The sequence below is a fragment of the Streptomyces rhizoryzae genome, assembly GCF_023155275.1.
Taxonomy (GTDB): Bacteria; Actinomycetota; Actinomycetes; order Streptomycetales; family Streptomycetaceae; genus Streptomyces; species Streptomyces rhizoryzae.
The window spans coordinates 108,846-129,562 of the sequence record NZ_JALMUV010000009.1; the positions used below are offsets into that span (position 1 = coordinate 108,846).

At 72.6% G+C, this 20,717-nt stretch carries 17 protein-coding genes and 1 pseudogene; 5 read left to right on the forward strand and 13 right to left on the reverse strand.

The window, feature by feature from the left end; translation table 11 throughout:
• Window positions 1-23 precede the first annotated feature (23 nt).
• The 4 genes from MUU72_RS10515 to MUU72_RS10530 all read right to left on the reverse strand — a co-directional run bounded on the left by MUU72_RS10515 (window position 24) and on the right by MUU72_RS10530 (window position 4,571).
• A complete protein-coding gene (locus tag MUU72_RS10515) occupies window positions 24-1,211 on the reverse strand; it encodes a PDR/VanB family oxidoreductase (protein ID WP_248012907.1) in 1,188 nt (395 codons plus the stop codon).
• Between the two features lies 1 nt (window position 1,212).
• The gene (locus MUU72_RS10520; RefSeq protein WP_248012908.1) at window positions 1,213-2,124 is read right to left on the reverse strand and encodes a metal-dependent hydrolase; all 912 of its coding nucleotides are present in this window, start codon (window positions 2,122-2,124) and stop codon (window positions 1,213-1,215) included.
• A 99-nt stretch (window positions 2,125-2,223) separates the two neighbouring features.
• Complete coding sequence (locus tag MUU72_RS10525; RefSeq protein WP_248012909.1) at window positions 2,224-4,233, reverse strand: hypothetical protein; 2,010 nt, start codon at window positions 4,231-4,233, stop codon at window positions 2,224-2,226.
• Between the two features lie 92 nt (window positions 4,234-4,325).
• A complete protein-coding gene (locus tag MUU72_RS10530; RefSeq protein WP_248012910.1) occupies window positions 4,326-4,571 on the reverse strand; it encodes a DUF397 domain-containing protein in 246 nt (81 codons plus the stop codon).
• A 365-nt stretch (window positions 4,572-4,936) separates the two neighbouring features.
• On the opposite strand from MUU72_RS10530, the gene MUU72_RS10535 reads away from it, so the two are divergent.
• Window positions 4,937-5,707 carry a GNAT family N-acetyltransferase gene (locus MUU72_RS10535; protein ID WP_248012911.1) on the forward strand — a complete coding sequence of 257 codons (771 nt, stop codon included), beginning with the start codon at window positions 4,937-4,939 and terminating at the stop codon, window positions 5,705-5,707.
• Window positions 5,708-5,793: 86 nt separating this feature from the next.
• On the forward strand, window positions 5,794-6,768 hold the full coding sequence (locus MUU72_RS10540) for a lysophospholipid acyltransferase family protein (protein WP_248012912.1): 975 nt from the start codon (window positions 5,794-5,796) through the stop codon (window positions 6,766-6,768).
• Here MUU72_RS10540 and MUU72_RS10545 read toward each other — a convergent pair.
• From MUU72_RS10545 to glnII, 3 genes are all read right to left on the reverse strand, one after another.
• Entirely contained in the window at window positions 6,744-7,361 is a 618-nt protein-coding gene (locus MUU72_RS10545; protein ID WP_248012913.1) for a winged helix-turn-helix domain-containing protein, read from the reverse strand. The genes MUU72_RS10540 and MUU72_RS10545 overlap by 25 nt on opposite strands.
• Before the next feature lie 333 nt (window positions 7,362-7,694).
• The gene (locus tag MUU72_RS10550; RefSeq protein ID WP_248012914.1) at window positions 7,695-8,669 is read right to left on the reverse strand and encodes a rhomboid-like protein; all 975 of its coding nucleotides are present in this window, start codon (window positions 8,667-8,669) and stop codon (window positions 7,695-7,697) included.
• Between the two features lie 142 nt (window positions 8,670-8,811).
• On the reverse strand, window positions 8,812-9,834 hold the full coding sequence (gene glnII, locus MUU72_RS10555) for a glutamine synthetase (protein ID WP_248012915.1): 1,023 nt from the start codon (window positions 9,832-9,834) through the stop codon (window positions 8,812-8,814).
• Between the two features lie 348 nt (window positions 9,835-10,182).
• On the opposite strand from glnII, the gene MUU72_RS10560 reads away from it, so the two are divergent.
• Together MUU72_RS10560 and MUU72_RS10565 are read left to right on the forward strand one after the other, a co-directional pair.
• On the forward strand, window positions 10,183-11,754 hold the full coding sequence (locus tag MUU72_RS10560) for an AMP-binding protein (protein WP_248012916.1): 1,572 nt from the start codon (window positions 10,183-10,185) through the stop codon (window positions 11,752-11,754).
• A 124-nt stretch (window positions 11,755-11,878) separates the two neighbouring features.
• Complete coding sequence (locus MUU72_RS10565) at window positions 11,879-12,151, forward strand: hypothetical protein (protein ID WP_248012917.1); 273 nt, start codon at window positions 11,879-11,881, stop codon at window positions 12,149-12,151.
• A gap of 244 nt (window positions 12,152-12,395) precedes the next feature.
• Here MUU72_RS10565 and MUU72_RS10570 read toward each other — a convergent pair whose 3' ends face one another.
• Both MUU72_RS10570 and MUU72_RS10575 read right to left on the reverse strand, forming a co-directional pair.
• Window positions 12,396-13,460, reverse strand: coding sequence for a PASTA domain-containing protein (locus MUU72_RS10570; protein ID WP_248012918.1), 1,065 nt, complete (start codon window positions 13,458-13,460; stop codon window positions 12,396-12,398).
• 652 nt (window positions 13,461-14,112) lie between these two features.
• Window positions 14,113-14,976, reverse strand: a complete 864-nt coding sequence (locus MUU72_RS10575) for a hypothetical protein (protein WP_248012919.1) — start codon at window positions 14,974-14,976, stop codon at window positions 14,113-14,115.
• 321 nt (window positions 14,977-15,297) lie between these two features.
• On the opposite strand from MUU72_RS10575, the gene MUU72_RS10580 reads away from it, so the two are divergent.
• On the forward strand, window positions 15,298-15,570 hold the full coding sequence (locus MUU72_RS10580; protein ID WP_248012920.1) for a hypothetical protein: 273 nt from the start codon (window positions 15,298-15,300) through the stop codon (window positions 15,568-15,570).
• Window positions 15,571-15,662: 92 nt separating this feature from the next.
• On the opposite strand, the pseudogene MUU72_RS10585 reads toward MUU72_RS10580, so the two are convergent.
• The 4 genes and pseudogenes from MUU72_RS10585 to MUU72_RS10600 form a co-directional block, all read right to left on the reverse strand.
• Window positions 15,663-16,449: pseudogene (locus tag MUU72_RS10585) on the reverse strand (IS5 family transposase).
• A 67-nt stretch (window positions 16,450-16,516) separates the two neighbouring features.
• Window positions 16,517-17,263 carry a hypothetical protein gene (locus MUU72_RS10590; RefSeq protein WP_248012921.1) on the reverse strand — a complete coding sequence of 249 codons (747 nt, stop codon included), beginning with the start codon at window positions 17,261-17,263 and terminating at the stop codon, window positions 16,517-16,519.
• 37 nt (window positions 17,264-17,300) lie between these two features.
• On the reverse strand, window positions 17,301-19,442 hold the full coding sequence (locus MUU72_RS10595; protein WP_248012922.1) for a hypothetical protein: 2,142 nt from the start codon (window positions 19,440-19,442) through the stop codon (window positions 17,301-17,303).
• 218 nt (window positions 19,443-19,660) lie between these two features.
• On the reverse strand, window positions 19,661-20,194 hold the full coding sequence (locus MUU72_RS10600; RefSeq protein ID WP_248012923.1) for a hypothetical protein: 534 nt from the start codon (window positions 20,192-20,194) through the stop codon (window positions 19,661-19,663).
• Window positions 20,195-20,717 lie beyond the last annotated feature (523 nt).

Genomic DNA, 20,717 nt, shown 5'->3' on the forward strand with positions numbered 1-20,717 from the left:
ACCGTTCCGCCGCCCGCCCCGGCTCAGAGGTCCAGCGCCAGCCCACACGTCCCCGGCTTCGCACGGGACACGCAGATCAGCAGCGAGTCGGCGCGCTCCGCACCGGTCAGCAGCTCGTCCCGGTGGTCCACGTCACCGGCCAGCACCCGCTGCCGGCAGGTGCCGCAGAAGCCCTGCTCGCAGGAGTACGGCAGATCCGGCAGGGCCTGGTCGCGCAGCGCCCGCAGCACACTGGTGCCGGCCGGCACCGTGACCGTACGGCCGCTGCGCCGCAGCTCCACCTCGAACGGCTCCGCCGCGGAGTCCGTCCCCCCGGCGCCCGGTGCGAAGCGCTCGGTGTGCAGGGCCGGCCCCTCCGGCCCGTCGGGCAGCAGCGCGGCGACCGCGTCCATCAGGGGCTGGGGGCCGCAGCAGTACACGGCGGCGTGCGCGGGCACCCCGGCGAGCGCCCCGGCCAGGTCCGGCCGCCCGTCCTCGTCCTCCGCGACGACGGTCAGCCGCCCGCCGCCGGCGCCCCCGGCCAGCTCCGCCACCTCCGCCAGGAACGGCATCGACGCCCGCGACCGCCCCGCGTACAGCAGCCGCCAGGGCACCCCCGCCGCCTCGGCCCGCCGCACCATCGGCAGGATCGGGGTGATCCCGATACCGCCCGCCACGAAGAGGTAGGCGGGGTGGTCCACCAGCGGGAAGTGGTTGCGGGGGCCGCGCACCTCGACCGCCGTGCCCTCCCGCAGCGCCTCGTGCACCTCCCGCGAACCACCCCGCCCGTCCTCGATCAGCCGCACCGCGACGGTGTACGAGCCGCCGTCCGCCCGTACGGCGTCGGCCGGTTCGCCGCACAGCGAATACGGGCGCACGGCCCCGGAGGGCAGCACGAGGTCCAGGTGCGCGCCCGGCTCCCAGGCGGGCAGCCGCCCGCCCTCCAGGCGCAGGGCCACCACCCCCTCGGCCACCACCGTCCGCCGGGCCACCCGCAGCCGCCGCCCGGCCGGACCGCCCGCACCCCGACCCCGCCCCGAGACCGGCTGTTCCAGCGCGGGCAGCGGCCACAGCGGCGACCGCCGGATCCGCCGCCGCAGCGCCCGGCGCACCGCCAGCGCGGTCCCGGCGGCGGCCAGGACGGCCCCCAGCCGCGGCAGCCCCGCGGGGAACGGGCCGGACGGCACCCGGCCGCGGCCGGCGGGCCGGGTCACCGGGAGGCGCGCGGGCATCTCAGGCACCTCCGGAGGCGGCAGCGGCGGCCCGCGCGGCGGGCGAACGGTCCAGATAGGCCAGGGCCTGCTCGGTGCTCCCGTGCTGCGAGGGGTGGTAACGGCGGCTCAGGTACTGGGGGATGGACCGCAGCATCGCCCCCGTGGTCGGCAGGACGCCCTGCCGCCCGCCCCGCAGGAAGTCCCGCACCGCGGCCTTCCCGGCCGCCGGCGTGGGGTCGTTCGCCATGAAGAACCGGACGCCGCGCTGCCACAGGAACACCAGCGCGGTGAAGGCCGTCGCCCAGGTCCGCACCCGCCGCCGGTAGTCGCCGTCCAGGTGCAGGAAGAGGTCGAAGGCCACCGAGCGGTGCTCGACCTCCTCCGCGCCGTGCCAGCGCAGCAGGTCGAGCATGGTCGGATCGGCCCCCCGGGCGTCCAGCGCCCGGGCGTTGAGCACCCAGTCGCCCAGGAACGCCGTGTAGTGCTCGATGGCGGCGATCATCGCCACCCGCTCCTTCAGCCACCACTCGCGGGCCCGCCCCGGCGGCAGGGTCCGGTCCCCGAGCAGCTTCTCGAAGAGCCAGTCGACCTGCGCGGTGTACGGGGTGGGGTCCAGGCCCTGCGCCCGCAGGTGCGGCAGGACGTCGTCGTGCGCCTGGGAGTGCATGGCCTCCTGGCCGATGAACCCGATGACGTCCGCCCGCAGTCGGGGGTCGCGGATGGCCGGCAGCACCTGCTTGTAGACGTGCACGAACCAGCGTTCGCCGGCCGGCAGCAGCAGGTGCAGGACGTTGATGGTGTGCGTGCTGGAGGGGTCGCCGGGTATCCAGTGCAGCGGGGTGTCCGCCCAGTCGAAGGCCACGTTGCGCGCCTTCAGCGGGGTGTGCTCGGACGCGACCGGCTGGGGCCGCAGCGAGGCCGTATTAGACATGGCGTCAATGTACTGGTGGGTAAGGGATGTCGATACCCCCTCGACACCGAAAACCGCGCGGGCCGCCGCCCGCCCGTCACCCCGCCGCGACCGGCCGCCTCACCGCAGCACCCCCACCGCACCGCCCCCGGCCAGCTCCCCCGCCACCTCCGCGCGGGCGCCCCGCCGGGCGGGCACCGCCAGCAGCCGCCCCGCCGCCTGCCCGCGCACCCCGCCGCGCGCGGTCACCGACACCACCTGCTCGCTGCCCGCCGCCAGCAGCCACCACCGGCCGCCGGCCCCCTGCCACAGCACCCCGGCCAGCACCCGCGGCGCCCGCGGGCCGCAGACCGTACCGCCCTGCGCGCGAGCGGTCACCGCCCCCGGCGGGTACGGCCGGCCACCCGGCGCCGGCGCCAGGAACAGCGTCATCGTGCTGCTGCCCGCACCCCGCCAGGTCTCCGCCCGGGCGCACAGCCAGTCCGCGCGGCCCGCGCCCCCGGGGAGCGGCTGCCCGGCGAACCGCCAGGCGTTCACCGCCCGCACGCCCTGCCCCAGCACCGCCGGCAGCCGGCACGCCGTCCGCGCCCACGCCGCCCGCCCGGCCGGCCCGGACACCGCACCCGGCGCGCCCGGCGGGCCGTACGTGAGCCGGGCCGGGGCCAGTTCACCGAGGTCGGTCAGCAGCGCGCCGCCGCTGCCCGCCGTGGGCCCGGTGCCGTCCGCATCCGGCTGCCCGTCCAGCCGCCCGCCGACCCGGAGGGCGGGCCAGCCGGCGCACCTCCCCGCGGGGCGCGGCACCGGGACCGGCGCGGTCAGCCCGTCCGCGCCCACCGCCACCCGCCGCCCCGCCGCGTCCGGCCGCACCAGGTCCACCAGCCGCACCGACGCCACCCACGGCGCCGTCAGATAGCGGACGCCGTCCGCCGTGCGGCCCGCCACCAGGGCGCTCGCCGCCCCCGCCACCGCCCCGTCGGTCCGCGCGAAGTCCAGCCCCACCACCGCACCGCCGTCCTGCCCCTGGCCGCCGGTCCGCTCCGCGTACCGCACCACCCGCAGCCCGTCGTGGAAGAGCACCACCGCGGTGTGGCCCACCTCGCCGGCGAAGAGCAACTGGGGTGGCCCGGCGGCCGGCCCGGTGGGCGTGCCGGGCGTCGCGGTGACCTGGACGGCGGCACCGGGCCGGGCCCACACCGCCAGCGCCCGGCGCAGCAGCGCCTTGTCGCCGGTCCGGCCGCCCCGGGCCGGCCAGGCCGCGAAGTCCGGCCGGGCCGCGGTCCGCCAGGCGTCCGCCGAGGACACCAGCAGCCGGCCCGGATCCAGGGCCGCCTCGGCCGCGGCGTTGCGGGTGTAGGGCGGGGCAGCGGCGCCGTCCGGGCCCCAGCCCTCGCCCGGCAGCCCGAGCAGCGCCCCGCACACCAGCAGCGCCGCCCCGGCCGCCACCGCCGCCCGGCCGTGCTGGCGGCGCCGGACCAGGTCCGTCGGCCGGGCCTGGAGCGCGCACGGGTCGAACTCCACCGACTCCAGCAGCGCCCGGTCCCGGCTCCCGGCCGGCACCGCGGCCCGCTCCGCCGCGGCCAGCGCCGCCCGCGCGTCGGCGACCCCCGCGGCCTCCAGCAGCCGCCGGGTCTCCTGGGCCGTCAGCCGCTCCAGATCGCGCAGCACGAACGCCGCCCGGGCCGGGCCGGAGAGCGCCGACAGCGCCTGGTCCAGGGCGAGTTCGTCGGCGCCGCCGGTGCGCGGGAACAGCCGCAGGCCCCACACCCGGGGCAGCGGCGCCGGAAGGGGCCACCGCCGGCGCCCGGCGGCCAGCGCCGCCCGCAGCACCCGCAGCCGCATCAGCGCGTAACCGGGATCGACGGCCGGGTCCCCGCCGCGCTGGGCGGGCAGCGCCGCACCGGGGCCGCCGCGGCGGGGCAGCGCCCGCTGCACCACGGCGTGCGCGGCCAGCACCCGCCGCCCGCGCCCGGCGCCCGGCGGCAGCACCAGATAGGCCAGCCGGGCCAGCCGGGGGTAGTGCTCGACGAGGGCGGCCTCGGCCTGCTCGACGTCGAGGGTCTCGACCCCGTCGGCGGGCCCGGCGGGGGAGGTGCGGTCGGGGCGCGGGGTTGCCGCCTGCTGCTGCTCCACATTCCGTGGAACGAGTGAATCCGGTACGGGTCACCGAAAGGCCCGGGCGCCCCGGACGGGTGACCGCCCCCGCCCGGGCCCGGTGCCGGACGTCAGCCCTGCTGGTGCCGGTCCAGGTCGAACTCCCCGTCGCGCGCGCCCAGGACGAACGCCCGCCACTCCGCCTCGGTGTAGCGCAGCACCACCTCGGGCTCGGTGGAGTTGCGCATGGCCACCGCCCCGCCCTCCAGGAAGGCGATCTCCACCGCCTCCGCGTCCGGGTCGCCGGGCGGGCGCTGCCAGACGGCGTCCGAGATGTCGAGGCCGTAGAGCCATTCCTTGTCGGCTGCGGTGCCCATGTCCTGCTCCCCTTACTCGCCTGAGCTGTGCCGGTCAGCGTACGCGGCGGCCGGACGCGCTTCCACCGCGGAAGTCGCCCGCGGACTCGGCTGATTGGCCGGAAAACGACGGACCGCGGCCCGCCCGGCCCCGGCCTCGCCCCCACCGGCCCCTCGGCCTCCCGCCCGCCGTGCCCCGGCCCTCCGCCCGACCCCTCGCCCCCGCCGCCCGGCGACCAGAGTTCCGCGGCCCCTCACCCGTACGCTCCCTGGGCTTCACGTGCCCGGCCCGCGGGCCCGGGAACAGTCAGCCGGGCAGGAGAACGCCAGGTCATCGGGTTGCGCACCCCGCAGGCGCGCGCCCCGCACCCCCTACGGAGGCCCTGATGAGCACGGCACCCACCACGTCCGCCGGCCGCCCCGGTCCCCCCTCCGCCGCCGTCCCCGAGTACACCGTCACCCTGGCCACCACCCCCGACCAGGTGCGCGCCGCCCAGCGCCTGCGCCACCAGGTCTTCGGCGGTGAACTGGGCGCCACCCTCGACACCCCGCTCGCCGGCCACGACATCGACCCCCTCGACGACCTCGCCGACCACCTCCTCGCCACCCACACCCCCACCGGCACGGTCGTCGGCACCTACCGGCTGCTGCCCCCGGGCCGCGCCCAACTCCTCTATTCCGACGGTGAGTTCGACCTCACCGCGCTCGACCCGCTGCGCCCCTCGCTCATCGAGGCCGGCCGCTCCTGCGTCCACCCCGACCACCGCGGCGGCGCCGTCATCAACCGGATGTGGGGCGCCCTGGCCCGCTACACCCTGCTCTCCGGCCACCGCTACCTCGCCGGCTGCGCCTCCGTCCCGCTCGCCGACGGCGGCACCGCGGCCGCCCACGCCTGGGCCCTGGCCCGCACCCGCCACGCCCCGCCGCCGGGCCTCCTGGTCACCCCGCGCCGCCCCTGGCAGCCCACCGCCCCGCTGCCGGACCGCCCGGCGCTCACCGCCCTGCCCCCGCTGCTGCGCGGCTACCTCCGCATCGGCGCCTGGATCTGCGGCGCCCCCGCCCACGACCCGGCCTTCGGCGTCGCCGACTTCTTCACCCTCCTGGACATCACCCGCCTCACCCCCCGCTACCGCCGGTTCTTCCTGGGGGAACGGTGAACGGGCGGCCGGCGGGCGGCGGACCGGCCGCCCGCGGGGGAGTGGCGTACGGGGCGGGGGGTGACGGGGCCGCGGGCGCCGGGCCCGTGGTGGGCGGGGCCGCGGCGCACCGGGGCGCGCCGGCCGGCCCCTGGGACGTCCGGCCGCTCTGCACCCCGCGCTGCGCCGCGCACACCGCGCCGCGCGTCCCGTTCCCCGGCACCGCCCGGCGCACCGCCGCGTTCGCCGAAGCGGTGGTCCGCGCCCTGGCGGACGGCCCGCGGCTCGCGGACCCCGCCCGGCTCCGCGCACACGCCCGGGCCCTGCTGGCCGCGCTGGCGATCGACCTGGACCTCCGCACCCCGGACACGGAACCGCAACCGGGCCGGGGGCCGGGCCCGGGACCGCTGACGGTCCGGGGGCCGGGCCCGGGACCGCTGACGGTCCGGGGGCCGGCGCACGGCGCCCCCGGCGCCGGCCCCCACCGCGGACGCCGCCCCGCCCCCGGGACCCTGATCGTCGCCAACCACATCTCCTGGCTCGACATCGTCGCCCTGCTCGCCGTCGAACCCACCACCCTGCTCGCCAAGCGCGAGGTGGGCGGCTGGCCGGTCGTCGGGGGCCTCGCCCGGCGCGCCGGCACGCACTTCATCGACCGCACCAGCCCCCGCCAACTCCCGCACACCGTCCGCGAGCTGGCCGGCCTCCTGGCCGCCGGCCGCTCCGTGGCGGTCTTCCCCCAGGCCACCACCTGGTGCACGGCGGCCCGGGGCGCCTTCCGGCGGGCCACCTTCCAGGCCGCCCTGGACGCGGGTGCCCCCGTGCGCCCGGTCACCGTCGACTACACCCAGCTGGGTCGCCCCACGACGGTGGCCGCGTTCTGCGGCGCCGACACCTTCGCCGCCTCGCTGCGCCGGGTGGCCACCGCCCGCGGACTGACCGTACGGGTCACCGTCCACCCGGCGCTGCCCACGGCCGGCCGCGGTCCGGACCGCCGGACCCTGGCCGCCGCCGCGGAACGGGCGGTGCGGGGCGGCCGGGCCGCCGGACGGGCCGGTCAGGCGTTCGGCACGTACTTGTAGCCGACCCGGCGGACGGTCACGATCGACGCGCGGTGCTCGGCGCCCAGCTTCCGCCGCAGCCGGGCGACGTGGACATCGACCGTGCGGCCGTCGCCGACGTGCCCGTAGCCCCACACCGTGGTCACCAGCTGGTCCCGGGTGTGCACCCGGTGCGGGTGCGCCACGAGATGGGCCAGCAGCTCGAACTCCAGGTACGTCAGGTCGAGTTGGCGCCCCTGGACGTACACGGTCCGCTGTTCGGGGTCGATCCGCACGGTCTCGTCTCCGGTCCGGGCCGCCGGGGCGGGCCCGGCGGGCTGCTGCGGCGGCGCGGGCGTCTGCTCGGCCGGTACGAGGACGAGGTAGCCGACCATCGGCGGCTGACCGGGCAGCGCCGGCAGGCTGTGCTGCGGCGCCGGGAGCCAGGTCGCGCCCGCGTTCAGCAGCTCGGAGACGTCCTGGAGGCCGTGGCGCGCGGCCCCCGCCCCCAGGGCCGCGGCAGGCGAGGGGCGGGCCTCGTCGGGCGCCACGGCGCGGAGCCGGTGGCGGTGGTGGGGCTGGTGCGGAACGGCGGCCGTGGGGGAACCGGCAGGAACGGTACGGAGATTGGTCATCGAACGTCAGCTCTTTCGCGCAGGGGGCCGTCGGGGGGACGAGATGCGCGCGGGCAGGGCTGGTGACACCGGTCAGCGGCGTCGGGGAGGGGGATGCGGGCCCGCGCTCAGTGCGCGGGGCAACACAGACGGTCGAAAGCGTGCGCCTGCCGGGACGGCCAGAACGGCTCGAGGTCGCTGCGACCCGTCGCGGTGTCGGTAAGGCTGGCCATGGCCCTATTGAACCAGACAGCCATAGATCTGTCTTTCACACCGCCCCCGCTGTGACGCGATCCCGCCGCGCCCCGCCCCCACTCACCGGCGCACCGCCCACGGCCGCCGTTCGACTGCCCGTCACCGCACCGGAGTTGCCGTCCGGACCGGTGGCGCGCCGTTCCGTCCCGTGGCCGGAAATCGCCCCCGTATGCCGTTCCGAGCCGCCCCCGCGGCCACTCCGAGGACCAGCGCCGCCAGATGCCCGGCGTCGGTGAACGTCCGCCCGCGCCGGACCACCGGCGCCACGCCCAGCCCCACCAGCCCGCCGACGACCGCCACCCGCACCCCCGGACGCCGCACCGCCATCCCGAGCGCCCCGAGCACCGCGCAGAACCCGTAACTCGCCCCGACATCCAGCGCGTGCGCCGTCCCGTCAGGAGCACCGGCACCGCCCACGGATATGCGGTGCGCGGTGGGCCCGGCGGGCGCCGGACGTCCCCCCGCCCCCGCACGCCTCCCGTCGACCGCTCGCCCCTCGCCTTCCGGACGTATCCCGCCCACCGGCCGCGCCCCGGACACCACACCCACCGCCCCGGACGCCGCCCCCACGGCCCCGGCGCGCCCCGCCCCCACCCCCAACGGCCAAGCCTCCAGAGCCCGCCAGGCCCGCCGGGCCCGCAGCAGCCGCTCCTCCCGGCGCGGCGCCTCCTCGCGCCGCGACCGCCGCGCCCCGTCCCCGCGCCACCGCGCCCGCGCCCGGAGGCCCGCGTACACCAGCAGGCTGGCGCCCACGTGCCCGGCCGCGAACACCGCCGCGGTGCGTGCCGTCCCCCACCGCACCTCGGCCGTCGCCAGGGCCGCCAGCAGCGCGGCGGCATACGCGGCCGGCAGCGGCTCCTCCACGAAGGCCGCGCTGGTGGCCAGCGTGCCCCACCGGCCGGCGCCGAGATTGGCCGCATTGGTGGAGTGCGTCCGCAGCAGCTCCGTACGCCGCGGCGCCGGCAGCCGGGCGGTGGCGTACGCGCCGGCCTGTAGCGCCGCCACGTACAGCGGCGCCGCCCACGGCAGCGCCCCGCGCCGCCCGCCGCCGTTCCGCACCCTGATCGCAACCATGGCTCCAGCGTGCCACCCGCCACTGACAACCACCCCCGTCCGCCCCGCCCCTGGCCGCATCCCGGGCTCCGCCGGCGGACACGGAAAGGGGCCGGACCCGCCGGTCCGGCCCCTTCCGTACGGGCTGACGAAGCCCCGCGCGTCACACCTGCGCGCGCCGCTCCAGCTCCGTGCAGCAGGTGTCCACGATCAGCCGGGTGACCACGTACGGGTCGACGTTGGCGTTCGGCCGCCGGTCCTCGATGTAGCCCTTCTTGTCCACCTCGACCTGCCAGGGGATGCGCACCGAGGCGCCGCGGTCGGACGCCCCGTACGAGTAGTGGTTCCACGGCGCGGTCTCGTGCGCGCCGGTCAGCCGCTCCTCGATGCCGCTGCCGTACTGGCGGACGTGCTCCAGCGGCTTGTCGCCCTCGCCCAGCGCCTCGCAGGCGGTGATGATCGCGTCATAGCCCTCGCGCATCGCGCGGGTGGAGAAGTTGGTGTGCGCGCCCGCGCCGTTCCAGTCGCCGCGGGCCGGCTTGGCGTCCAGGGAGGCGGTGACGCCGTACTCCTCGGCCGTACGGTGCAGCAGCCAGCGCGCCACCCACATGTGGTCGGAGACCACCAGCGGCGCCAGCGCGCCCACCTGGAACTCCCACTGGCCCGGCATCACCTCGGCGTTGATGCCGGAGAGCCCCAGACCGGCCGCCAGGCAGCGGTCGAGGTGCTTCTCGACGATCTGCCGGCCGAAGATCTCGCCGGCGCCGACCCCGCAGTAGTAGCCGCCCTGCGGGGCCGGGAAGCCGCCGCCCTCGGGGAAGCCCAGGGGGCGGTCGCCCTTGAGGAAGGTGTACTCCTGCTCGATGCCGAAGATCGGCTCCTGCGCGGCGAACCGTTCCGCCACCGGGCGCAGCAGGGCACGGGTGTTGGAGGAGTGCGGCGTGAGGTCGGTGTGCAGCACCTCGCACAGCACCAGCAGGTGGTCACCGCCCCGGATCGGGTCCGGGCAGCTGAACACCGGGTCGAGTACGAGGTCCGAGGCGTGGCCCTCGGCCTGGTTGGTGCTGGACCCGTCGAACCCCCAGCGCGGCAGCGAGCTCGCGTCGGCCAAGATCTTGGTCTTGGAGCGGAGCTTGGCGGTCGGCTGGGTGCCGTCGATCCAGATGTACTCGGCCTTGATGGTCACGGGGTCCTCTTATACGGGTCGGTGCGGGTACGCGTGCGGGCGTACCGGAGCACTCTCGCAAGGGGCCGTTTCCCGTCCGTTGCCCTTATGTGAACCGCAGGTTACCCAGTCGGACATCCTCTGATTCCTCGACTTTTCCCCGCAAACCCCCCAGCAATCCTTGGCCACCCGGGGACCTCCAGGCTTTCGGATCCGACGCCGCCACCCCTCCCCTCATGCCTCCACCGCCATGACCACATGGCGCATTTGGTCGTGGATGCCCCACCCCACCGCCGCCTAACGTCACCCCTGCCGACCGGCCCCACCCCCCACCCCGCGCCCCTTCGCCCTCTCCCTCCAGGAGCACCCATGCCCGCCCACCCCCCGTTCGCCAGCTACGTCGAGACCCTCCTCGCCGCCCTCGCCCGCGACCCCGGCCGCACCGCCGTCACCACCGCCGACGGCGAGGACGTGACCGCCGGCGCCCTGCACGACACCGTCCACCGCATGGCCGCCGTCCTCGGCACCCGCGGCATCGGCCGCGGCCGGACCGTCTCCCTCCTCAGCCGCAACCGCCCCGAGGTCCTCGCCGCCCGCTACGCCGCCAACCTCCTGGGCGCGCGGGTCGTCCTGCTCTACGACGGGATGGCCGCCGAGACGCTGGCCACGGTGGCCGAGAGCGCCGACACCGCCCTCCTGGTGGCCGACCCCGACCTCCACACCACCGCCCGCGCCCTCCTGGACGGCTTCACCGGCCCCCGCCCCGAGGTCATGACCCTGGGCCCGCTCCCGGCGGGCGCCGCACCCCTGGGCGCCGACCTCGCGGCCGCCTCCGCCGCCCTCCCCGATACGCCCACCGTCGCCGGCGCCGCCCGCCCGGAGGACGACTGGTGCATCCGCCACACCGGCGGAACGACCGGTGTCCCCAAGGGAGTCCGGATGACCCACGGCTCCTTCGCCGCGCTGCTCGCGCACGCCACCCTGGAGGCCGCCGGGGACCCGCCCCGCTTCCTGGCCTGCACCTCGCTGGCCCACCTGGCGGGCATCATGGCCGACCTCACCCTCGTGGCCGGCGGCAGCGTCGTCCTCCACCGGGGCTTCGACCCCACCGCCGTCCTGGCCACCGTGGCCCGCGAACGCATCACCCACCTCTGGCTGCTGCCGCCCCTCCTCTACCGCCTCCTGGACGACCCGGCCCTCCCCACCACCGACCTCACCTCCCTCACCCGCATCACCTACGGCGGCTGCACCGCCTCCGCGCCCCGGATGCGGCAGGCCGCCGAGGCGTTCGGACCGGTCCTCTACGGCTGGTACGGCCAGTCGGAGGCGATGTCCATCACGGAGGCCGGCCCCGCCGACCACGCCGACATCCCCACCGACGGCCCGATGACCGTGGGCCGCCCGCTGCCCGGGGTCACCCTGGCCATCCGCGACCCCGAAGGCCGCGACCTGCCCCCGGGGGAGCCCGGCGAGGTCCATGTCCGCTCCGCCGGTGCCATGCGCGGCTACTGGAAGCGCCCGGACCTGACCGCCGAGGTCCTCCGCGACGGCTGGGTGCGCACCGGCGACGTCGGCTACCTGGACGGCGACGGCCGCCTCTACCTCGTCGACCGCCTCAAGGACGTCATCATCGTCGTCGGCGGCCACGTCCACCCGGCCGAACTGGAGGACCTCCTCCACGCCCACCCGTCCATCGCCCACGCCGCCGTCTACGGCGTGCGCACCCCGGACGAGACCGAAGAGGTCCACCTCGCCCTCGTCCCCGCCCCCGGCCACGCGGCCGACGACCTCACCCTCCCCGCCCTCCGCTCCCACATCACCCGCCACAAGGGCGCCCTCTACGCCCCCGCCGCCGTCCACCTCCTCGACGCCATCCCCCTCACCCCCGTCGGCAAACCCGACAAAAACCACCTCCGCACCCTCGCCGCCCCCACCCCCTGAACAGCCCGCCCACGGCGGCCCTCACCCCCCTCAAATCCCGTCCCACCAGGGGCTTTTGTCAGTCCCCACCGGTAAAATGGGAAGCACCAAGTGAGGGTTCACCAAGCTCCAGGAGGTCCGCCGGATGGCCGTTGCCACACCCTTGACCACACCCCTCCCGGCCCACCCGCTCCCCAAGAAACCGCTCCCCGCCGGCTGGCCCCGCGAGCGGTACGAATCCCACCACCGCCGCCTCAAGGCCATGCGCCTGGCCATCGCCCTCCTCGACACCGGCACCTACCGCCCCGAGCACGCCACCAACACCAAGATCCGCACCACCGCCCACGCCATAGGCGTCCACCCCCCGTCCGACACCACCTGCCGCCTGGTCCGCGCCCTGATCTACGACAACTGCTGAACGCCGCCGCGAAGTTCGCCTGCCGGCCGGTTCGGACATCAACGCCCGGGCCGGCCGGCGCGCCGCGCCTCCCCGGGGCCGCCGCCGCAGAGGGAAAGGCCGGAGCGGCCGGCCCGCTCCTCAACAGCGCCGCCGCCCCCGGAGGTTGCCCCGGAGACGGCGAAGGCTCCCACTGGCCAGGGTGGGGGCCTTCGTGCACTTCATGCACAGCGTGCGGCTCGGCTCCGCGTCGCGGAAGGTGCCCTCAACGACGCCAACGCGGCTGGTCAGGTCCCTTGCAGGTGTACAGGACCCCCTTCCTGCTGACCCCCGTCGAGCCGGCAGGGGCGCAGAAGGCGCCAGGGGTGACGGTGCCTGAACTGCTGCTGCCACCGGAGCCGGTGGAGCCTCCGGACGACGAGAAGTCGGAGTCGGAGCCTTCCGCGTCGTCACCGCCCGTGCCGGGCGGCGGCGTGGGGTCAGGGCGCAGTTCGGTGGAGGGGGACGTCGGGCACGCGGTGCCGGGCGCGACCACCGTGAGCCGGGCCGTGGTGGTCTTCGGGGACGTGATCTCCTTGCCCTCCGCCGGCCCCTGGAAGCAGACGGTCCAGTCGTCCACCGCGGCGGGGAGGGTGACGTCGGTGTAGGCGCTGTCCCGCTCGATCATCTCGAAGGCGAGCGGTGTGAGCGCCTCGGACGCCTTCGCGAAGGTCTGGCCGACGACCTTCGGCATCTTCGGATACGGGATCGGCTCGCCGTCCTTCGCGGGACACGGCCACTCGTTGCGGACCACGCCGAGGTCGAGCGTGGGCATGGCGCCGCTCCTTTTGGCCGCCAGCGTCTGGAAGCACACCTTCCAGTTGCCGTCGTCCCACTGGCCGGCGTCGTCGTCCGAGGCGTCGTGGGAGATGGTGCGGTACCCGGCGTCGTACGCGGCTGCCTTGGCCTCCTTGAGGCTCTGGCCCACGAGGCTGGGCGGCTCGCCGGGCGAGGGGCTCGCCGAAGGGCCGGCCGTTGCCGGCGCTGTCACCGCGGGCTTCGGTGCGGCGTCGGCCTTCGGGGCCTTGGGCGGGTCGGCGAGGAACGGCGTGAGGAACCACAGTCCGGCGAGGACGGTGGCGACGATCTTCGTCGTCCGGCTCCACCGGCTGAGCCACGCGAGCGCGATCCCGCCGGGTGGGAACAGGACCAGTGCCGTGATGATGAGCGCCGGGTGCTGCCACCATTGCCGGACCGGTGCCGGAGGAGGGGGTGGCGGGTACGGCGGAGGGCCTAACGGCAGCGGCTGCTGGGGGTAGCCGTAGCCGTAGCCGGGCGGCGGCGTCGACATCATGAACTCCCGTGGGCGACGAGCTGAGCGGCGCTCAACATACACAGGAGCTTCACACTTCGTACGCGCAATCCCTCACATGAGGCGACAACGAATCCGAGCACCCCACCGCCGACTCCACCCCGGCACACCCGTGAGGGCCGCCCCCGGATCCGGGGGCGGCCCTCACGGGTCAACCTGTCAGCACCTCGTCGGAACGGCCCGTCGGCGCACCTGCGGTACGCACCCGATCCCGCCCATTAGAGGCCGAAGTAGAGGTGGACGAACGTCCTGACCTGCGCAGATGCCTCGCCGCCGGGTGGCTCGGTGCACAACTGGTGCACAAGGGAAGCGTCAGACGGAATGGCTACGTCCTCTCCGGCTTTGGCGGCGCGCTTTGCGGCGCTTGCTAGTGACTCGTTGTCGGCGTACGGTCACTCTGCCGTCGCGGCGGCGGTGCTCCAGGATCGCAACCCACCATGCCAATCGATCGCTGGACTCGTCTGGAATCAGTAGTCGGAGGGCCCGGAGGCAGAAGTAGCCCAGGCTGGTGAACGCGACGACCAGGCAAGATGCCCACCTAGGCATGCTAGTGCCCACGGCCCGAAGGATCTCGATCACGACGTGAGTGCTTTCTGTCGGCAGCGCAGAGGGGCGAGTGGCGTGCGGCTGACTAGGCACGTCGCGAGCGAAGGCGGAGCGTAGCGTCTCCGAGAGTGATGGTGAGCTGGCCGGCTGCCGATACGATCTTGGCCCCGGGAATGCCGATGATCGGATCAGTCATTGCTGCAGCCAGATCATCCGGATGGGGATCTGCCTCCCATTGCAGCTCCCAGCTGTCGCCGGCCCCGTGGAGCCTTCGGTTCCCGGGGCGGTGGGGGTTGTCGAGCCAACCTGGGCGCTGCAAGGGGTCATAGAACCAGTTGCCGATTGCCCACCCGCCGTGAGGGTCATTAGCAGTGATGCGGCAGAAGACGCTGGCCAAGAGGCGACGGGCCTCTGCGGTCATGCTGGGCACGCGGGCCAGTTGATCCCGTTCGGCAGAAGTGAGCGGAGTGTCGGCGGTGAGGTAGTCGATGTAAGGCTCGTTTCGCGCACCAGCAGGTGTCCCGGACGGATTGTTCGTAATCACAAGCTGCGCGCCAGTGGGCAAATGCCGCATGACGTAGCTTCCGTAACCGCGGTGTTCCTCAACACGAAGGCCAGGCAGCCCGTTCCCTCCGTTCGGGCCACGGAGCAGACGACTGGCCACGTTGTGAGGCACATCGGTGATGAGCACCACGCGCTCGAAGCGTGGGGAGACCGTGAGGGTGTACGAAGAGAGGACGGAAAGGTGCCACCCCGCCGGACCGTCGTAGTCAACCCCGTGATTGAGATAGCCGAAGGCCAGCAGTGCTCGGAACTCGTGCTGTTCGGGACGGCAGGCGTCCAGCCCCATGGAGTGGTCGCGCGCAATTCCGGCCTGAGCCGCAGTCAGCTTCTCGCCTGTGTAGAGCGCACGAGTGTAGGCCGCTGCCTTGCGTCGACTTGCGGGCATGCTTCACCTCACCGCTGCCCGGCCAGCGCATCAGGGTCACATACCTAGTGAGACCACACTTAATGGCTACCTCGCGGAGTGGGTGCTCCACACCCTTGCGCAGCTTCTGTGAGTACCGGGCTCACATACTTCTGCTGGCGTCCGGACCTCCGTCGACCGGTATCTGATCGCACTGTACCTGACGTCTGTCCGGCTTCGCGGCAAGTTGTTGTAGGCAATGCTCAGCGCGAGAGGCGTTCGCCTCCGCCCAAGTCCGCATGAGGTGGAGAGCAAGTACAGATGGGGGTTTGAGGCCCTGGTCAGGTGCGCATGCTGCCGTTCATGACTGAATCGCCGAAGGAAGACCTTGAGGCTGTGACACAGGCTGTCACCGATCTGTATGAGTCCACTGTCCGGGATGAAGACGCCGGAGCTGCGGCTGCGGCCGCGGCGAACCTCCACTCCGCGAGTGGCTTCCTGCACGCGGACAAGGAGGTGTTGGATGTCTTCGACCGGGCCATCGAAATCGGCTACGCCGCGGCACTCCGGGATGTCCGTGAGGGGCACTTCGACGAGGGAATCCGGGCATGGCGTCCTGGACTCTTCGAGGGCTGAGGCATCAGCATGCGCCGGAGGCCGACGAGGTGCTGGAGCCTCGTCGGCCTCTGCTCCGGGGGCGCCTCAGCGGCTAGGCAGTTTCGTTTGGATCATCGGGCGGACCAGAGGAAGATGCCTGCGATGTGGAGGCCGGCGAGGTAGATGGTCGCGGTCTTTTCGTAGCGGGTGGCGATGCCGCGCCACTGCTTGAGACGGTTGATGCACCGCTCGACGGTGTTGTGTTGCTTGTAGGTCTCGCGGTCGAAGGCCGGTGGCCTGCCGCCTTGGCTGCCGCGACGACCGGGATCACCGCCCGGATGCCGCGCTTGCGCAGGTGGTCATGGATCGCCCGGGAGGAGTAGGCCTTGTCGGCCAGGACCGCATCCGGTCGAGTCCGCGGTCTTCCGTGGCGGCGGGGAACGCGCAGGCAGGCCATCATCTCTGTGAAGGCGGGGGCGTCACCGGCTTGCCCGGCGGTGAGTACGAAGGCCAGGGGGCGGCAGCCTGCGTCCGCGGCAAGGTGGATCTTTGTGCTCAGTCCGCCGCGGGACCGGCCGATGGCGTGATCGGCCGGCTCTTTGGCTGGGGCCCCTTTTTGCGGGCCCCAGCCGCATGCTGGTGAGCCCGCACGATCGTGGAATCCACCGACACCACCCAGGTCAGGTCTTCGTCGGCGTCAGCCTGAGCCGTCAACGCGGTGAAGACCCGCTCCCACGTCCCGTCCTGAGCCCACATCCGCAGCCGGTTATAGACACCTCGCCAGTTGCCGTACTTCTCCGGCAGATGCACCCACTGCGTCCCGGTCTGGAACTTGAAGGCGATCGCATCGATCACCTCCCGGTGATCACGCCAGCGTCCACCACGCTTCGGCGTCCGGTCCGGAAGCAACGGCTCGATTCGCGCTCACTGCACATCAGTTAATGCCACACCCAGACCAACGACCGACTGATCCAAACGAAACTGCCTAATTCAGCGCCGCGCCAGGCGTCCCCCCTTCGCGCGAATCCGCCGATAGCGGATCCGATGAAAGGTGCTGTGGCGTCACAATCTCATCTCTCAGGGCTCGCAGGCTCTGAGCACGTTCCGGCTGACCGTAGCGGTCAAATATATGAGCCAGGCTGGTGACCAGGTGCTGGTGAGCGTCTCCGGGCAGGTCCCGCACGAAGTCCTGTAGCAGCACAGCCACTTGTACCCATGCGTTGTGTGGAGCATAAGAAGCCGCAGAGGCAACAAGCCTTTCAACCCGTGTCACAGTTTCCGTGTCGATGGCTTCAGGGTGGTCGAGGAACCAGTAGGCGAAAGCCAGAGATGGGTCGCTGAGTAGGGCATCACGCAGATCTTGAGCTCGTTGAAGGCGATGTTGGTCGTCGCGGGCACGTCGTTCGGCCTGGTGCTGGTCGCGTAGGAGAAGGTTGATGTCGGCGGCTTGGTGAGGGTCGGCAGTCAGCTGGACGCGGGCCCATAGCAGTCGGACGGGGGCATCCGGCATGTCGGCAGCCTGGCCCAGGCGGCTATTGATGGCTGCTTGGGCAGCCGCCTCCTGGCTGAGCTGCCGTTTTCCAGCGATTCCCTGGGCCACGTTCAGCACATGGGTGGCGGCCGCGTCATGCGGATTCTGGTGCCGATGACGTCCAGGCAGGTCCTGCCAGGCACCGGTGAAGTGCGCCTCGAAGTGATATCCGGGGGTTCGGCTGGGCAGGGTGCAGCTCAAAACCAGTCTGCCGTGACGCCGCCGACGCCACGACTTGCTAGGCCACTGGGGCATGCGGCTCGGACATGGGGGCAGCTGGGTCAGCGCGGTTCAGGACAACGACCAACTGGTCCCGCAGGCGCTCCTGCACGGTAGACGAATGCGAAGACTGTACGGGCGCCCAGGCGTAGAGCAGGCGGTGGAGAGAGAGAAAGCGGTCGGCCACATAGACGGGATCGGTCTGCGGTTGATAGACGGCGTACTGGAGGATGGCCAGGATCGGCTCACGCAAATCAGAGTGCGCGACTGCCGCGTCCATCCAAACGTTGAGTGCCTTCCCAAGGGGCTTTTGGAGAGTCACGCTGTTGTCCAGCAAGCCTCGCCAGCGGGCAGCATGCCAGCCCCCGTGGGCGTCCTCGCGTGCTGCGGTCAGCAGGACGGGGCGGCCATCTTCAGTGGTGCGTGCGGCTAGGTGAACGAACGCGTGGTGGGCGGCGGTACGGCGACCTTCCTGTGTGCTGGCAGCCCACTCCTTGAGCCTTTCCTGGATGGCCTGCCGCTGTTTGGGCTGGTCCCACAGCACAGTCAGCGCTTGTCCGACCGTGCCGAGAACCTCCTCCTTCTCGGTGTGGGCTGCCAGTTCGGTCAACCTCAAAAGCATCATGGTCGGGTAGGCAGCGGCGAGACGCTCGCACGCCTTGGCCAGCGTCACCTTGAGGCGAGGCGGAACTTCCTCGTCGCCGCGGCGGGCCCAGGTTAGGTAGACCGTGCAGGCGCGGCGACTGGTCTCGGGGTCCAGAGCTGCTGCGGTGAGGAGGTCACAAGCCTGCTCGGGAAGGGACTCAGCCCACTGCTCGGCGATCTCACGCAGTAGCTTTGTGGTGCGCTTGCGGTGCATGTAGTCCAGCGCCCAGCCAATCACCCGGTCAGCTAGCTGGTCAGTGATCTTATTTGGCAGATCCTTGTCGTTGGTCTGCGCCGCGGTCCAGCGAGTGAAGTTCTTGATGAGATGGGGACGGTCAGCCCAGAAGTAGTCGACGATGGCCTCGGCGAAGCGGGGCCGGCGGAAGGCGATGGTGTCCTCTTCCGTCAGGTCGGCTTCGATGGCATCGGTCAGGGCGATGACGCCTAGGCCCTGCTGGCCGGTGTGAGGTGCAGGAGTCTCGCCCAGAGCGCGGGCGAGGGCATCGGCAGCTTCGTACACCATCTCCGTCGGGGCACCCTCCAAGACAGATGCAGCGAGGAGGTAGTTGCGGTGGGCGCTATCGCCGTGTTTGTTGTGCCACTCCAACAGCCGGGTCCGCCAGTCTTCCGCTGCCGCGACGACATGGTCGACCAACTCCTCGAAGGACTGTTCCGTCTGCTCTTCAAGGCGTTCGGCCTCCCGGATGATGTGGGCCCACTCGACCACTCCAGCCGGTACTAGGTCCTTGATGCCCTCGGTGATCTTTTCGGCGTTGAGCCAACGATCCGCTTCCACCGGCGGCGCGACCCTCTCCAGGTGGGCTCGCAGGACCTGCTCAGAGTCGGGATACGCGAGTTCATGGTCGAGGTCGGTGGTTCCCTTGGCGGCTCGTTCCCAGGCTTCGGTGCTGATGAGGACGGCCAGGTAGGAGTCGGAGTCCTGAAGATGTGGGGCGTCCTCAGCCAGGGCGGGGCCGATCCCCGAGTGGCGTTTATCCCCCTCGTCACGCAGGTCCAGGATCCAGCCCGTGTTCTTACCCTGCAGCCCCTCGGCGCCGTTGAAGGGCTCCCCAGGTTCGCGTCGCACCTGCCGAATACATGTGCCCACCTTCTGGTGAAGGGCGTCCAGGGCAGCGGTGTAGCGGCCAGCACCCTCCGGGCCGTGCAGCACGAGCACATTCCCCCGAGAGAGAATGTCGGTCAGCGCAGCCCGCTCCTCAGGGGGCCGTTCGTAGGTTGCCAGACGCTGGGCGATCCAGTCCGGGTTCAGCAGGTCACCACGCAACCGGTGGATCTCCTGAGCGATCTGGACGCCGATAGCAACGCCGTAGTTACGTCCGAATCGCTGCTCGACCGAAACATGAGGGTCGTAGTCGGCAGCCGAGCCACCCTCCGCGTCCGGGGTTTCCTCCTCCCGCTCAGCCCTCGACGGCTCGTGCGGACCTTCGGGAGCCGCCTGGCCGTCGGGAGAGGGGGCACCCTGGGTAGACGTCGGCGGCTCGGAGTCGTCCGTCAAAGGCTGCCCGCCCCCAGCGGAGGGCCTTGGAGTGCTCGCCGGAGAAGGGCGTTCGAAGCCAGAAGGTGGAGTGTCGCTCAAGTCTTCCCGGGCGTTGGGCGGAGCGGAAGGGCTCGGCGGCGTGTCAGGCTGAGGCGGGATTGCGGTGTCGCTCTCGGTGGTCATTCCTACATCTCGCAGACGGCTGACGGGCACTGACATTCCGACGTACGGGGCGTTTATGGCGGCCGTGGGCCGCCGATTCGGCGTGCGCGCATGCCGATGTTGACGCCGCCCTGTTCCACGGTGCCGATTTCCTGAATCACCCTGGCTTCTCCAGTGATCTCATCGGCGTGCATTCCGGTCTGCTGGCCCGCGACGCGGTCGGTGTGCTGGCGCACGAAGGGCCCCGATTCCTGACGTTCTTCGCCAACGAAAGTCAGGCGCTGGCCGTAGATTTCCTCCAAATTGCCGCGAAGCCGTCCCAACGCATGCAGTAGCGGAGCATCAGTCAGGTCGATGCGCGCGCTCCCCCGGTGGTACACGCTCAACTCGCTGCGCAGCTGTTCCAACTCCTGCCGACGTGCGGCGAGCTGGCCGACATCGACCTGTAGCGGGAGGGTGAGGGTGCCGGTCAGTTCGGCAGGAATCTCCGGATCGGGCTCCGGAGCAGCGTCGCGATCCAAAAGCCGTTCGAGACGCTGATAGAGGAACGTCATAGTGGGGGTCAGTCCGGCGCCGATCACAGCAGACAAGGCGGAAAAATCCGTCACGGTACTCCCAGGATGCCGAGGCGGCCAGGTCATTCAAACGGATTCTCACCGCCATCCCGCACCGCTCTCTACTCACTTGCGGGAACTGGCTTAAAATTGCACCTCGCCAGCTATTGGGTCGAAGCCTGAAATACCCCTATTCAAGGATGCAGCAGACATATGGGCCACCGGGTTAGCTGCGGACGATGTGGCCTGGGTTTGGGGCCGGAGGTGATCTTGCGGCGGGCCTAGATGGTGCTGTTGTCCGCGCATGGCATGTTGCCGAGGTGACGTTCAATCAGCCTCGACCAGTTCCGGGGTGTAATCCAGAATCTCAGCGCCGACAGCTTCGAGGCGCCCTATCTGGCAGCTGAAGGCAGGCTCTGACGGGTCCGCCACCCCTGCCCGTGTGGCGACCGCAATCCGTTTCATCGCGCGAGTGAGGGCCGCCACCTCCTCCCGGAGATGGCGGCCCTCACTCGCGTATCTGATTGTGGGTCAGGCGCCGAGACGGCCGGTGCACACCCGGTGCACAAGGCCCTGG